This is a genomic window from Ectobacillus panaciterrae DSM 19096 (assembly GCF_000430785.1).
GTDB lineage: Bacteria > Bacillota > Bacilli > Bacillales > Bacillaceae_G > Ectobacillus > Ectobacillus panaciterrae.
On record NZ_AUMR01000042.1, the window covers coordinates 1 to 15,340 of the forward strand.

Below are 15,340 nucleotides of genomic sequence, written 5' to 3' on the forward strand. Positions count from 1 at the left end.
TCCTTTATTTGGCATACTTTCCTTATCCTTTATTTGGCATACTTTCCTTATCCTTTATTTGGCATACTTTCCTTATCCTTTATTTGGCATACTTTTAATGATATATTAGATAGGGTGAAGTTTGAAGAGGTAGCATAATATACATGATTTCATATAAAGGAAGGTGCAAATATGCCTGTTGAAGTACCTATTTCTATTCCTAAAACTTTAATTATCATTCCTGCTTATAATGAGGAAGAAGCTATTGGAGATACATTAACAAGACTCCTGCAACTACGAGAACATTTTACACAATTAGACATGTGTGTAATTAATGATGGATCTAGAGATAAAACTGCTGAAATTGTAAAACAATTTGGCGTGAAAGTTGTAAGCCTCCCATATAACCTTGGTATTGGTTCTGCTGTGCAAACAGGTTATAAATATGCTTATGAAAATGGATATGATATAGCAATCCAATTTGATGCAGATGGTCAACACAATCCAGAAGACCTATACAAAATTATTAAACCTATTGCGGAAAATGAATGTGATATAGTAGTTGGATCTCGTTTTGCTGAGAAGACAGATTATAAAGGAAGTATTTCGAGAAGAATTGGCATTTATTATTTTACTGCATTACTGAAATTATTAACAAAACAAACTTTTATGGATCCTACATCTGGATATCGCGCAAAAAATAGAAAAATCATTCAAATTTTCGCCCATAATTATCCAAAAGATTATCCAGAACCAGAGGTTCTCATCTATTTAAAAAAGAAAGGCTTACGCATTAAAGAGATTTCCGTGAATATGCAAGAAAGACAAGGTGGGAAATCTTCTATTACTCCTCTAAAATCTGTGTACTATATGATAAAAGTAAGCTTAGCAATATTCATGCAAAAAATTGTGAAAGGCTGATTGAAATTATGAGGATAATTACCTTTTCATTTATATTTATTATCTTATTATTTTTTTTCATTATTAACTCTATCCGTCGAGGAGCACTAGAGACGAAATATGCGATCCTTTGGATTTTCGTATGTATTATCATGGCTGTGCTAAGCTCTACTGAAAAAGTTGTGAACTGGATAGGAAAATTATTAAAAGTCGAGTATCCACCTTCTATCTTATTTCTATTTGGACTTTTATTTTGCTTTATTTTAATTTTTGATTTGACACGAAGATTATCGAAACTACATCATCAATTTGTTACCCTTACACAAGATTATGCCTTGCTGAAACAAAAGCTGGAGAAGGAGAAGTAAGCATGTACTATCTCGTTTTACTTTTAAATGTATGCTTATTGATAAGCGGTCAAATTTTATGGAAATTTTCACTTCGAGGTGTTACAACATGGAATTTGAACGCTGTTCTTAAAGTTGTTTTCTCTCCTTATTTTATAGGAGGGGGGATTCTTTATGTGCTTGCAACAGCTGTATGGATTTTTATTCTTTCAAAAATCCCTTTTAGTGTTGCTTATCCTCTTCAAAGTATGAGTTACATTGTCGGCATGTTAGCTGCATATTTTTTATTTAAAGAACAAATTGAAATTTCACAATGGTTTGGGGTAGGACTCATTATTTTAGGTGCCTACTTCATAGCAAAATAAAGATAAATTCTTGAGTTGAAGGGATGTTTCACATTGTCATTAACCAATCTATATAAATGGCTAAAAAGCCCTTTGTTATATATTCTTATCTTTGCATTGTTTATAAATATGTATTTTCTCATAAAAAATCCTGGTGATGTTTTTCATAATCCTAAAGTGTATGGAGAAGGAGTTTCTGCTTACGGGTCTGTTGATGCATATAAATATGCATCAATGGCTTGGCAATTATTACATGATGGTATATATGGATATGCAGAGACAAAGTCAAATGCTTATGTGACACCTGGACACCCTCTTTACTTAGCTGCAATTTTTAAAGTTTCTGAATGGGTACATATGGATCATATACTTCTGACTAGAATTATTAACATGCTTCTAAATATCGGGATAGTCTTCATAATTTATAACATATCCCAACTATTATTTAGAAATATATTCGTATCATCTCTTGCCAGCTTAATGTATACAACTTACTTTTCCGGGTATCATTTTTTTAGGACTTTATTAACTGAAATACCATCTATGTTTCTGTTCATGCTCACTATTCTAATCTTTATATTGGCATTAAGAAAAGAAACGTTAATGTGGCACATTATATTTGGCATCGTTGCCTCTATTACATTAATGTTCCGCCCAGCACCTGCTCCTTTACTCCTTATTGGATGGGGAATTATTGTTTATAAATCTGGATGGAAAGAAGCGATTAAAATCGGATTTATATGGTGTATTGGTCCTGTTCTAATAATGGGACCATGGGTACTGCGTAACTTACTTGTATTAGGACATGCTTATATTTTTTCTTCTCATTCTGGCGATCCTTTGCTAGCAGGAACAGATCCATTTTATTTACGTGGATATGACAGTATTACCCAAGATATGGTGAATGCAGGATACACTGTGACAGAAGAAAATAAAGGTACCTATGCTAAAATACTTATTAAGAATGGCTTTAAAAATGATTTTGCATTATGGTTTTCATGGTTTACTTTAGGAAAAACAATTCATTTATTTAACGCAGCAGATGCTTTGAGACCTTTATATGATAGCTATTTTGCATCTTGGGTTATCTCAGCATTTAAACTTCAGCATTTTGCTGTAGTACTAACTGGACTTGCATCCATGATTACCTTCAGAAAAAATCCAAAGATATTCCTTTTATCAACCATAGTAATTGGATATGTTGCTCTTTCAAACATATTCTTGGCTATAACGAGATACGGATTTTTTATCATTCCTTGTCTATGCATATTAGGTGCATTTTTCATTGTAAACGTCATACACATACTTTACAAAAGACTCGTAACTATCAAATAGTTGCTATATACTATACGTCTCTTTCTATGCATTTATCTAAGGAAAGTTTATACTCTCTTATCTTTTAAAAACGAGAAAAGGTGCTTTTCAACAAGCACCTTTTTTTATCGCTTATAATGAATAGATACTACACTCTTCCATAATACAATTATTAAAGTATCCTATTTATCACGAGTGGTTTTGAGACAGGAACGAAAGCGTGGTCAATTCGTTCTCCTTGCTCAAGCCACCGGTCAAATCCCTGTTTCGCATGGACAAAAGTGGAACTGCAATCGTACCACTCAATAAACGCTTCTTTCTCAATGTACACGTTCTGTGAATCACAAAAAAATTGTCACTCGACATGTGTGGGAATCCGATAAGGAATGGGTACGCCAAAATCGGCTGAGTGAGGAAAAGCATTGTATGCAAAACGAATGATAAGGGAGAATTTTGGAAAAAATTTTGTCTATGGTATAATGGACGAATTAAATCACTACTCATATGGAGGCTACATGCTAACTTTTGAAGAAAAACTGGCTATTATTGAATCATTTCCGGAATTGCAAAGAAAAAATGTATCATTAGGACGAATTAATTTTCATTTTGAAGAAAGCGTCTCAGATAAAAAGAATGTCGTGTATCATTTACATCCAAACGGCAATGGCTTCGTTTATGCTGAATATGTGCACGGTTATAAGACCAATGATAAAGGGATGGTTAACATCCGTGATTTTTCAGCGGAGGAGCTCCGTACTGTAATCCAAAAATCTATTCTCTCCCTTTCACAAAGCACAACAGATGAAGTCGTATCTGTTGCACAAAACGAAGAGGAGCAGTGGATAAACGAGGAGAATCACACTCTTATTCTTGTAGAAGAGGATGATATGTGGAACGTATATGCGGGCTTGAATTTAGACGGTACATTCAACTCCTATAGAGAAGCTGCGCAGTATTTAGATGAAGAAGGGTTTACTCGTAAATAGAGGAGAGGAAAACCGGCTTTTTATAGTGGGGAGAGATTAAAAGACGTGCAGAAGCGGTCAAACCCTTTAAAACGCTCTTCCCTGTGTCTTTTTACTAAGCGCATAAGCTTGTGTTGCATACTGTGTGTGAACAGAAGGACAGAGTGCGTGAAATTTTATAAATTCTTATCTTAAATCAAAATGCTCTTCCCTTAAGGGGAGAGCATTTTGATTTATAATTGGTTTTATTTTATGCCTCTTTCCATGAAGGATAAAGATTTCCTTTGTATCATAATTGTAGTATTGTTGTTCGTCACTTTGCTTTGTTCAGATAGGTAATAGAAAACTTCTCAGCAATCATCGTACAGGTGTTCATGATACAGCAATACGTCATCTGAACTTATTTGGAAACTGCTTCACTATGCCATCTGTAATAGCGTCCGCCAGTACAATAATATGATCCTCGCCTTTATCAAAAGCGAGAATATCGGCAGTCCAATCCTTTTTGATTCTGGCAACGGCCTGATCTGTTACGAGCTGCAAGTGCACATACAGCAAATTTTTCAATTTTTGCTTGGACCAATTTGGGTTTGCGCTGCTTAAAAACTGTGCGATATCATCCGCATTCTTATACCATTCCTTATTGTATTTATCTAAACTGGCCTTATTTCCGCTTTTGGCAGCTTCTACTACTTTACCGGCAAGTATAATATGTTCTTTTAACAGTTTGGCAAGTTTATTTCCTGCATCATTCCCATAATAAGGCTTAATCGCATTTCCGATGTCCTCTTGATTTTTCAACAGTCTGACTAGCACCCTGTCTTGATCCTCAAGTCCTGCCAAGCTGCTTACGATGTAACCTCGCGTCCATATCGTATGATCAATCCAGAGCTTTCTTAAATCAAACCTCAATTTTGCTTCAGATTGACTATAGCGCTGGTCCTGCGTTTGAGTGCTTACTTCTGCGTCCGCATGGAATGGCGTGAACACAAACATAGCAGTTACAAGTAGCAGAATGAATCGTAGCAATTGTTTTTTCATGCGTATGAACTCCTTTTATAAGATTTACATATACGTGATTCTCATTTTTAGTTTTCATTTTTTTCATTTTTCATTCTCTATTTGCCAAATAAATTCATTTATTTGTAAACAAAAAGCATCCATTAAATTATGTTGAAATAACAAAAAAAAGAGACGAACCAAAAATAAACAATGGTTCATCTCTTCTTTCTATACCGATACATTGGATTTTATTTTGTACAAACTGCTACTCCTATGAAATACCGAACCCCGTCCCGCTTTTTTTCAAAGGTAGGGCCTCTTTGATAATACATCTCCACATTTGAAAAACGCACGAAAAGTTCTTCAAATTCTTCCGGCGTAAGCTGATAAACGTGGAAAGGCTCACTTGTCGGCTTTCCGCGGCCTCTTCCAAACGGACTTGATAAAACGAGCGTACCGCCGGGCTTCAGCATGCGATATAAATGATCCATGAAGATTTGATCGTCCTCGACATGTTCAATTGTTTCAAAGCTTAGTATAGTGTCGAATGTACCGAGCTGCTCAGGCAAATCCGGATCCATCGCATTCTTTTGCATATACGTTACTTTTTGATGATTATATTCACGATTCGCATAGTAAACCGTTTCCGGGTCAATATCCACCCCGATAATTTCTTCCACTTCGCGTTTGCGCTCTTTTGCCACCATATGGCAGCCATAGCCTGTACCGCATGCGATATCCAGCACTCTTCCTTTAATGTAAGGAGTAGCGAAGTAATATCTGGCTATATGTTCTAATAACATGCCGTTCGTCGGCTTCAGTAACTTAGGAATAATTCTCTCTCCAGTCCATTCAAGCAAAGTAATCACCGTTTTCTTAAATTGATAAATTTGTTTTTATACGTAATGCAGATAAGTCATATATATAAGGATTTCCCGTTTATAGCTATTGTAGCATAGCTGTACCATTTTCTATTTAAACATTATGCAGAACCAAAAAATAGCCATCCTTTCTAAGAAATATTCTTAGAAAGGATGGCTAAAATTCAGTAAAAGCATACATTCATTCTAAATTTTTAATGACTTTTTCCCGCAATAATCTTTGATAAATCTCCTACCATTATTTATGATAAAGTTCATTATAGCAGGGAGAACAGTGCATTTTTTATTTATCAAAATACTAGCTCTCAATCAATAATACGTACTTTCTGAGAAACCACACCTCTGGCATATCCTCATAACTGAGGTTTCCATAAATGTATGATCACAAATACGCTGGATATATTGAATTTCTTCTTGCAGCTGGTGTATTTTATGCTGCATGATTTCTATTTCTCTTTTTATTTTCTTTATCTCATTGTAATTGCTTTCATCGATAGATTTTTGATCCATCATTAACAAATTCCTCTGCTTTTTGTCTCATTCCTTCTTCAACTGAAACTTCCTCGTTTACGATATCTTCCGTTGCCATTCCTCGAATGTCATGAGAAATTCTCATGGAGCAAAACTTCGGTCCGCACATTGAACAAAAGTGAGCTGTTTTTGCCCCTTCAGCTGGAAGCGTCTCATCATGGTACTCTCTTGCGCGTTCCGGATCAAGCGATAGGTTAAATTGATCGTTCCAACGGAATTCAAAGCGTGCTTTAGATAAAGCATTGTCTCTAATTTGAGCGCCCGGGTGACCTTTCGCTAAATCAGCTGCATGCGCAGCAATTTTATATGCGATAACCCCATCGCGAACATCGTCTTTATTCGGTAATCCTAGGTGCTCTTTTGGAGTCACGTAACAAAGCATAGCTGTTCCAAACCAGCCAATCATCGCAGCTCCAATAGCTGATGTAATATGATCATACCCTGGAGCGATATCCGTTGTTAAAGGTCCTAATGTATAAAACGGTGCTTCTTTACAAATCTCCATTTGCTTATCAACATTTTCTTTAATCATGTGCATCGGCACGTGACCAGGACCTTCAATCATAACTTGCACATCGTGCTTCCATGCAATTGCAGTTAATTCGCCCAACGTTTCGAGCTCAGCAAATTGCGCCTCATCATTTGCGTCCGCTAAGGAACCAGGACGTAATCCATCTCCAAGCGAAACGGAAATATCATATTGCTTCAGGATTTCACATATTTCTTCAAAGTGTGTGTATAGGAAATTTTCTTTATGGTGAGCTAAACACCATTGCGCCATGATGGAACCGCCGCGGGATACAATACCTGTTGTACGTTTAGCCGTTAATGGAATATAGCGCAATAAAACGCCGGAATGAATCGTAAAGTAATCTACTCCTTGTTCCGCCTGTTCAATTAAAGTGTCTCGATAAACTTCCCATGTCAAATCCTCAGCAATTCCATTTACTTTTTCAAGTGCTTGATAAATAGGTACTGTCCCAACTGGAGCTGGGGAGTTGCGAACAATCCATTCTCTCGTAGTATGAATGTTTTTCCCTGTTGATAAATCCATGATTGTATCTGCGCCCCATCGAGTAGCCCATGTCATCTTTTCAACCTCTTGCTCAATCGAAGAAGTGACAGCAGAATTACCAATGTTCGCATTTATTTTCACATGAAAATTACGTCCGATAATCATCGGTTCAGTTTCCGGATGGTTAATATTTGCCGGTATAATCGCTCTTCCTCTTGCTACCTCGTCACGAACAAACTCCGGATCGATATTTTCACGAATAGCTATGTACTCCATTTCAGGTGTAATAATGCCTTTTTTAGCGTAATGCATTTGTGTGACATTATGTCCCTTTTTAGCACGTAAAGGTGTTGTATTTACATTAGGGAACCACTCAAGATTTGCACGTACATCGCCTTCACGGTATCCGTTATCTTCAGGTTTTATTTCTCTTCCTGCATACGCCTCAACATCATTACGTTCTAAGATCCATTTTTTGCGAAAAGCTGGCAACCCTTGTCTGATATCTACATTGTAATCCGAGTCTGTGTAAGGGCCGCTCGTATCGTATACACGAACAGGAGCATTGTCTTCTTCCCCAAAAGAACTTACTGTTCGGCTTAGCTCAATCTCTCTCATTGGGACCTTGATATCTGGTCTTGAGCCTTCGACATAAACTTTTTTACTTCCCGTAAATTGGGATTTTAATTCAATGTTCACTTCATTTTGCTTTTGCATGTAACTTCCTCCTTAAAATGGATCGATAGTGCGACCTAGGAGCTGCAGCATAGTTCATTACACGTTGCCTTTATAGTCAAACGAGTAGATGAAGGACAATAAAAAAAGGTTCTGTATACACAGAACCTGATTAATCGTCAAAAAAGTAGCAGCGCGCTGAGAAAACAGACAGCAGACGCCTTCGTTACTACTTCCCTACGCTGGTATAATCCAGATCAGGTTCAAAGGGTCAAAGAATTCCACGCATTCTTTTCTCAGTCCGGCCATCGGACACCCCTAGTAGAGCTTTTGAACTAACATATCATGCTTTACTATAGAAAATATCATAGTTTTCAGTATTAAGAAAGCTTTTTCTAATATTTGATAAAAATAAATTTGCGCAGCAATCTATATTAGCATGGGATGAAACCCAATCACTTCTCTATTGATGAAATAATCTTATTTCAGGTTTATTCGTTTTTTACAAAGAATATTTGTAATAGCCTTTTTCCGTTCGTACTGTAGAATACTTAAATAGTTTGGAGTACATAATATAGCTATTACAATTTATAAGAAGGAAAGGAGGAAAGGAGAATGCACAAACAACGTGCTAAAGAGATTGCTGCTTCACCTGTTATGGCTAATGTTACTTATGAAGGGGTTCCAATCTATATTCAACAGGTTGATGAAAATAATGAAACGGCTAGAATCTATCCGCTCAATCAACCGCAGGACGAACAAAACGTACCTCTAAGCAGCCTAATTGAGCATTAAAAACCGGCTCTTATTAGTCTCAAGAATGAAAGGAATACGCTAACTGAATTAGCTGCATTCTTTCTAAAAATAAACCTTACGTATGAATACACTGCTGTTAAATAGACACAAATAAAAACTAGATGAACCAGGCGGCATGAGTTTGTACCGAACTCATGCCATATTTATTTTAAATTCGTTCTTGCGTTTGCTAGTCCTCATCCTTCACATCGAAATCTTCCGGAATCGGTTCGCTGTTCCATTCTCCAAGCTGCTTTTTCGCTTTTTCCAGCTGCTTTAGATGCTCGTTAAACTGCTCTTTATAAACAAGGTACTGCTCCCCGTCATGAATCGCCCGAATCCGTCTTTGCTGAATCAGGCTGCGGATGGTCGATTCAGGCAGCGATAAGTACTCGGCTGTTTCTTTAATGGTCAAATACATATATCATTCCGCCTTTTCTTGGAAAATTCTCAGAATTTATGGTTCTTCTTTTTATAAAACCCCATTTACTTATGGTACGGTTTATTAGCAAAAATAGCAGCATAAAAAGCAGATATATAAATGCAACTAAAAAAATCGACATAAAACTTTTCTTTTAGGTGGGAGAGAGCATCCGACTAAGCGTAGAAACGCTCAAACCCTTTTCGTGGTCCATGCAGGAGTAGACCATAGAGAGGGAGCGAGCGCAGTTTCCCTTTTGTTCTACGTGGCAAACGACAGATATGTCGGAATAACAAAGCGGACTTATATAGGATAATTCCATAGAAGATTCTGTTACAAAAATAATTTGCTAGAAATATAGAACCACCATAAGTGCGTTTTTATGTTCCTCTAGAAAATCCCGAACCATTTGGCTGCGATAAATGGGGGCATTGTCTGTCACTAAAATGATAAATTTTCCTGTGTATTCTTGTAAGAGAAGTCGCAAGAAAGCAACGAACTGTTCCTTCTTACTGGAAGAAACTGTGGAAGTCACAATCTTTCCCGTACCCGCTGTCCCGAACAATGTGACAGAAGCGTGATGACCGTACGTTGGAATTTGCCTCTGTACACCGGATTGTGACCAAGTGGCGTGCAGACTTTGGTAAGCACGGATATGTGTTTCATCCTGATACAAGAGTACTGTGTTCTCGTTTACAGCGTTTTTTTTATCCACTCGAGCTGGCGTGAAAAGGCTTGTTGCTTTTTGAGATTCGCTTTCTTCAGCACATATGTGGGACGTGTGTAAGAAAAAGAAAGGCGCCAAAGCATACGTAATACACCTGTTCTGGTCATGTGAACGTCGTACGCGCGCTTGATATATTCACGAATCATTGGCGTTGTCCAAGACACAGCGGTTCCCAGCCCGTGATTTGCCGGAGAACTGTGTAAGATGGTTTCCGTCAGTTCGTTCTGTTGCGCCTCTGTCAGTGAACAAGGACGCCCTTCGCCAAATTTACGATCCAGAAGAAGGTCTAAGCCACCTTCATTAAAACGACGAACATATTCTGAGACAGATTGGCGATGAAGGTTACAGATTTCAGCTACTTCCTTTCCTAACTTTCCTTCCATGACAAGACGAACCGCAGTCAGGAATTCTTTTTCCTTAAAAGTCTCAGCGCGCCAACTTTTTTGCTATCTAGGGCGAACGAGCATGTTCTCAAATAATAACCCCATTGGCCAAGCAGCCCTACAGCAAGAAGCGCTGTCTGCGGAGAAAACATTGGATAGTCAAACAGGCCCGTAAGAAGCGTGACCGGAAATAAAAACAAAAACATCTCGAAAAACTCCTTGTGTGTATGACAGGAAACTAACAATGCTGTTAGTTGATACAACAGGACAGCGAGTAAAAGTAAGAATGCCATCCCACCTAAGGTTCCATAAATGACAAAAAAGGCAAGAAAAATATTATGGGGATGCGCAATATACTCTCCGGTAAAATTCTGATACATATCTTGAAATCCCTGCATCGTAACGCCAAAACATGGATATTTCTCCCATATACGTATACTGGTTTCCCAGATGATTTTTCGGGTATCCATTGATTCTCCTAAATATGTAGTGCGCGGCAGCCATTGAATAAGCTCCTGACTGCAGACTGCAAAAACAATGATCAAAAACGCACCAATCTTCCAGCGAAAGCGGAAAAAAAAGAGCAAAAGCAGCATAGCCATGCAGGCAAATCCAGTACGCGATCCCGTTTCTATAATCGCTGTCGACACAATAAAAATACATGTAATCAACAAAACGTGAACCCGCCGTCCTGTCCCATGCATTTGATGCAGTAACACCATCAGCAGAAGCGCTAATGCATAAAGCAGTAAAAACGAAGCAAAGTTTGGATTGTAAGCACTGCCGAACAAGCGATCCGGCTGATCATAGCCAAACAGCCTTGTGCCCGTAAGGAAGCTGAACACTCCCCCTGTGCTGTAAGCAGTATGTGTAGTCATCTGAATAAATCCCAATACTGCAACGTACAATCCACCCCCGATAGTAATCCAAATCCAATGACGGAATGAGGATAAGGAGCCATGCTGTTTCGTATACAAATAAAAGCCAAAATAGCCTAAGATAAGAGCAGGCGAAGCAAAATACGTCCATTTATGAAATTGGATAGATGCCAAAACAGAAGCTAAGAATAAACTCAAAAAGAAAAACGTTTCGATTTTGAGTTCAAATGGCTTTCGTCTTTTTACGACTCTGTATAAATGCAGCCAACCGGACAATAAAAGTACTGCAATACCAGCGGGTGGAAGAATAAAAAGCAGTATCATGCCCCATTCTGACCAACCAATTTTTAATTTTTGAAACCAAGCTAATCCTTTACTGATCATTTCACACATCCCAAAAATGAAGATTCGTATATCCTACGATTTCTATAAACATACTTGACTCGTCCGAGGCTCATTTGAAACCTTATGCAGCGCTAATAGATCTTTCAGCACTTTAAAAACGACTCCTCTTTTTTAAACGCCTCGTTGATTGAAAATCCCTTGTTATCTGAGAATGCAGCTTTTCATTATCCCCACACACAATTGTTTAATGCAAATAAAATTTTAGACTACAGTATGCTCTTATATCAATAACTTTACAGCATAATTGAGAATTATTTCTTTTTTTATAAAAATATCTTAACTTTATCATTCACATCATTGTTGAGAATTAAACAATATATCTCTCCACTTTATCGATGATCATTCTAATGTTTGCTTCCCTTATTCTTAAATAATGAAAAACCTAGCTCCTTGATAAGAACTAGGTTAATTGCTTTCACAACTATATACAAGTGAATAAAAAAACCGTTGATAGTGGAGAGAGATCATCCGGCGACGTGCAGAAGCGGTCAAACCTTTGTAGCGGTTCATACAAGGGTAAACCAGAGAGAAGAAGCATGCCGTACTCCCTTTTCGTTGCACATAGCACATGGACATGTCGAAATTATCATTCACTCATATATAGTATTGTTCCTTTATTCTGCACATCTTTTTCCATTAATATAATAAGCTGACTCAGAAAAAGGAATAAAGGCAACTTCTACCTCCAAAACATCAGTTGACATCATATGCTTCGTCACAGCTTGTGCGAACTTGTCACGAACCTCTTGTCCGCGTTCAAACCATTTTACCTCAATAAAAGGAAAAGCCGGAACTTCCTTCCCATCAAACACAAAAGTAGACTGCATTACTTCCAACGTAAAGTTATCCGTATCACACTCACAAATTTCTGCAAGCTCCTCTACTAGCGGTTTACTGATTATCTTCATCTGTTCACTGGATATTCCTCGAATAACTAAATGCGGCAATGTATTTCCTCCATTTTGTACTTTTATTATTTACTAACATTATACTAAAGATTCTAAAACGAACAATAAAAGAATACCTCCTCTAAAACCTTTAATAATTATTTTAAGGTTACCTACATTAGCAAAGGATGTGCTTTTAAAGTTCTTAATCTTATTTACTTATAATACGGTTTACCGTAAGAATACAATGCACATAGTTAGTTTCGAACAAAAAGTATTTATATCTATATAATCTTCTTCCCCACAACCTAGTGTGGTTTTTTTAGGTTTCCTGCTCTAACAAAATAAAAAGAAATACTCCATTAATGTTTACTAATATCCTTTTTGATGCGGTAAAATAATTTGCGTAAAGGAAACTTTTTAAGAGTAATGCATATAATGCAAGAGTCCAAAATCAAACATACAAATTTTTTTGTCCTTATTTTTTACCTAAGGCAAAAAAGTTTGTATAAGGAAAAACAACCTAAATATTTAAAGAGGAGGAGTACTCGAATGGCAATTCAATCAAAAGTAAATAAAAAAAGATGGTTGTTTCCATCTCTTATTATTTTAATGCGTGTTCTCTTTGGAATTGGTTGGCTATTAGCTGGAGTAACCAAAATTTCCGAAAAACTATGGTTTAAAGAACCTGGGGTGTTTCTGAATGAGTATTTAATCAGTGCATTAGAGAAGCCAAATGTCCCATTGTTTTATAAAGTTCTTATTGAAAACGTAGCATTAGAATATGTGATGACTTTAAACTATGTCATTCCTATCGTTCAAATCATTCTTGGTGTACTTATTATAATGGGATTACTTACTATACCATCAATCTTAATCTGTCTCTTTATGCACATTAACTTCATACTTTCTGGAAATATGAATTTAATGAGCCTTGTTCTTTATACGAGTGCGTTTACATTAATCATTTTTAGAACGAAAATTTATCATTTAAGTCTTGATAAGTATTTTAATCTAGATATTCTGTTTACAACCAATGAAAACAAAAGAGAAAAAAACAACTCCATGCCACCTGAGAAAGAAAGATTGCTGAGTAACACTTAATCTATTACTATTAGTTAAATATGTCTATTAACATTAAAGTAATCCAATACAGCAACCCAAGGATATTAAATAACACAAATAAATATAATAAAATTCTAGTAACCTTCAATGTCATTACTTCCTTTACTTATTAATGTTAATAGTAGTTCATAGCAATTATATTCTAAAATAACCTTAAAATTACATTAAAGCATATAATAAATTACCGTCACTAATTTTTAGTGACGGTAATTTATTATACTTACATCATTACAATTAATAACAATAAGAAAATTGAATAATTCTTTTATTCTTTTATTCTTTTCTTAAAGGAACTTTGTACTACTTATGATACGGTTCACCACAACATGAAAACCTGTGTTTTTATTTACCCCTTATTTAGCACTGATTCTTCATTGATCAAATTTCTTTATCCTTCATGAACTGACTTTTACGGAATTGAATTAGCAAAGTATACTATAAATGATTGTCGAACATAAGCTAAACTAAACACTAGACCTTGAATTAAGATGAAATTTGACTAAATATGTAAATCCCCTTATTCGATACTAGTAATCATACTTAGACAAAATCAATCCTATTAAGTAAGCTGCATGTAGATTCTTATCTATATATGAAAGAATTTGATTAATAGTTTTTATAGAAAACAAGTTATTTTATGTTAAAATGGAGGCAATTGATGAACGGACTTACTAAAAAAGGAGATGGTTAATTTGATTAACATTTTAGGTAAAAATAGTTGGAAAGAATACTCAATCATTCTTTATATCATCCTAAATCTTATCATACCATTTACCATTTTTAATTTTTTCAATATTCATTTATGGAATATAAGTTTTAATCCAGTTGATTTTATTTTAAAGCCTTTTATGATTATTCCATTTGCGAGCTTGTTACTAGCATTATTCACAGAATGGACAATCTATGCATTTAATTATATGAAAAGGCTACGCTTAACAATCAAAAAAAGGGAAGGTAGATTATCCCTAAAAGTGGTGGAAAAGAGTTTACCGATCTACGTAATAGATCCAAGTTATTTTAATGAAGAATTTCAACTCAAAAGCACTATAGTAGTAGATATGCGTATAAAAGATCATGATCATCTATCTTTTAATGATCATTTAGATGTTATTAAACTTTATAATTATGATAATCGGTTAAATATCCTCGATTTGATAGAGAAAGCAAATCTCCTTATAAAGAACACTGCCTTAAAAAAACACCCCATTACATTCATTGTCGATAGTAAAAAAGAAAAGAATAGAACGATATCAAAAATATGGCTCAGATTAATTTGTAACCCTAACTCTAAATCGGCAAAGGCTGATATTCATACGATTTTAGAGTTAGTGTATTAATCGGAAATAGTATCGCCTGAAAAACAAAATATATATCTGTTCACTAACATACAGAGAAAAAGTATCAAGAACATTGAACTGTTCTTTTTATTCATCTAAGGTAATGATACTAATCAAATCTAAACAAGCTCTTTATATAAATCTTAAGACTTTCTTGGTATTAAAAAAGCCCGCTTTAAGCGGGCTAATGAAAAATGATCTTATCTTAATAAAATAGACTAGCCCTTCAAAATCATTATAAAGACAATAAAATCGCATCTATTTATGGTACGGTTCACCGAACATCACCTAAGAACATAGTTGATTTTGAACATAAAGTATTTATATGTATTTAGGCTAACTCCCCATAATATTTTATGGGGGATTTCTACATAAACAACATTTTGGATATCATCGTCATTAAATGTATTTGGCAACTAAAAAATGGTT

General features: G+C 35.8%; 17 protein-coding genes and 1 riboswitch. Of the genes, 8 read left to right on the plus strand and 9 right to left on the minus strand.

Annotated features, from left to right (window positions below; translation table 11 throughout):
• Positions 1–171: 171 nt before the first annotated feature.
• The 5 genes from H540_RS0111190 to H540_RS0111210 all read left to right on the plus strand — a co-directional run bounded on the left by H540_RS0111190 (position 172) and on the right by H540_RS0111210 (position 3,870).
• Positions 172–900 (plus strand): glycosyltransferase family 2 protein, encoded by a 729-nt coding sequence (locus H540_RS0111190; protein ID WP_028400722.1) that lies wholly within the window; start codon positions 172–174, stop codon positions 898–900.
• 8 nt (positions 901–908) lie between these two features.
• Positions 909–1,247, plus strand: a complete 339-nt coding sequence (locus H540_RS0111195) for a DUF2304 domain-containing protein (protein ID WP_028400723.1) — start codon at positions 909–911, stop codon at positions 1,245–1,247.
• Positions 1,248–1,249: 2 nt separating this feature from the next.
• The gene (locus H540_RS0111200; protein WP_028400724.1) at positions 1,250–1,591 is read left to right on the plus strand and encodes an EamA family transporter; all 342 of its coding nucleotides are present in this window, start codon (positions 1,250–1,252) and stop codon (positions 1,589–1,591) included.
• A gap of 33 nt (positions 1,592–1,624) precedes the next feature.
• A complete protein-coding gene (locus H540_RS0111205) occupies positions 1,625–2,905 on the plus strand; it encodes a glycosyltransferase family 39 protein (protein WP_051317078.1) in 1,281 nt (426 codons plus the stop codon).
• Between the two features lie 494 nt (positions 2,906–3,399).
• On the plus strand, positions 3,400–3,870 hold the full coding sequence (locus tag H540_RS0111210; RefSeq protein ID WP_028400726.1) for a hypothetical protein: 471 nt from the start codon (positions 3,400–3,402) through the stop codon (positions 3,868–3,870).
• A 369-nt stretch (positions 3,871–4,239) separates the two neighbouring features.
• Here the strand turns inward: H540_RS0111210 and H540_RS0111215 are convergent, their stop codons facing one another.
• From H540_RS0111215 to thiC, 4 genes are all read right to left on the minus strand, one after another.
• Positions 4,240–4,890, minus strand: coding sequence for a glycosyl transferase (locus H540_RS0111215; RefSeq protein WP_028400727.1), 651 nt, complete (start codon positions 4,888–4,890; stop codon positions 4,240–4,242).
• A gap of 209 nt (positions 4,891–5,099) precedes the next feature.
• Positions 5,100–5,711, minus strand: coding sequence for a class I SAM-dependent methyltransferase (locus H540_RS0111220; protein ID WP_028400728.1), 612 nt, complete (start codon positions 5,709–5,711; stop codon positions 5,100–5,102).
• 330 nt (positions 5,712–6,041) lie between these two features.
• A complete protein-coding gene (locus H540_RS0111225) occupies positions 6,042–6,245 on the minus strand; it encodes a hypothetical protein (RefSeq protein WP_028400729.1) in 204 nt (67 codons plus the stop codon).
• Complete coding sequence (gene thiC, locus H540_RS0111230) at positions 6,220–7,995, minus strand: phosphomethylpyrimidine synthase ThiC (RefSeq protein WP_028400730.1); 1,776 nt, start codon at positions 7,993–7,995, stop codon at positions 6,220–6,222. Before thiC ends, H540_RS0111225 begins: the two co-directional genes overlap by 26 nt.
• Positions 7,996–8,170: 175 nt before the next feature.
• A riboswitch (TPP riboswitch) is annotated at positions 8,171–8,283 on the minus strand.
• Positions 8,284–8,568: 285 nt separating this feature from the next.
• Here thiC and H540_RS0111235 point away from each other — a divergent pair.
• Entirely contained in the window at positions 8,569–8,748 is a 180-nt protein-coding gene (locus tag H540_RS0111235) for a small acid-soluble spore protein H (RefSeq protein WP_028400731.1), read from the plus strand.
• A 190-nt stretch (positions 8,749–8,938) separates the two neighbouring features.
• Here the strand turns inward: H540_RS0111235 and H540_RS0111240 are convergent, their stop codons facing one another.
• The 5 genes from H540_RS0111240 to H540_RS0111260 form a co-directional block, all read right to left on the minus strand.
• The gene (locus H540_RS0111240) at positions 8,939–9,169 is read right to left on the minus strand and encodes an excisionase family DNA-binding protein (RefSeq protein WP_028400732.1); all 231 of its coding nucleotides are present in this window, start codon (positions 9,167–9,169) and stop codon (positions 8,939–8,941) included.
• A gap of 349 nt (positions 9,170–9,518) precedes the next feature.
• Positions 9,519–9,845: a transposase gene (locus H540_RS29550; RefSeq protein ID WP_425388107.1), complete on the minus strand. Its 327-nt coding sequence runs from the start codon at positions 9,843–9,845 to the stop codon at positions 9,519–9,521.
• Between the two features lie 17 nt (positions 9,846–9,862).
• Entirely contained in the window at positions 9,863–10,300 is a 438-nt protein-coding gene (locus tag H540_RS29555; RefSeq protein ID WP_281172489.1) for a winged helix-turn-helix domain-containing protein, read from the minus strand.
• Positions 10,297–11,541 carry an O-antigen ligase family protein gene (locus H540_RS0111255; RefSeq protein WP_028400733.1) on the minus strand — a complete coding sequence of 415 codons (1,245 nt, stop codon included), beginning with the start codon at positions 11,539–11,541 and terminating at the stop codon, positions 10,297–10,299. The genes H540_RS29555 and H540_RS0111255 overlap by 4 nt, the downstream gene beginning before the upstream one ends.
• A gap of 635 nt (positions 11,542–12,176) precedes the next feature.
• Positions 12,177–12,509: a DUF1904 family protein gene (locus H540_RS0111260; protein WP_028400734.1), complete on the minus strand. Its 333-nt coding sequence runs from the start codon at positions 12,507–12,509 to the stop codon at positions 12,177–12,179.
• A gap of 492 nt (positions 12,510–13,001) precedes the next feature.
• Between H540_RS0111260 and H540_RS29560 the strand changes: the two genes are divergently transcribed.
• Together H540_RS29560 and H540_RS0111270 are read left to right on the plus strand one after the other, a co-directional pair.
• Complete coding sequence (locus H540_RS29560) at positions 13,002–13,553, plus strand: DoxX family membrane protein (RefSeq protein WP_051317080.1); 552 nt, start codon at positions 13,002–13,004, stop codon at positions 13,551–13,553.
• 713 nt (positions 13,554–14,266) lie between these two features.
• Positions 14,267–14,911 (plus strand): hypothetical protein, encoded by a 645-nt coding sequence (locus tag H540_RS0111270; RefSeq protein WP_028400735.1) that lies wholly within the window; start codon positions 14,267–14,269, stop codon positions 14,909–14,911.
• Positions 14,912–15,340: the final 429 nt, after the last annotated feature.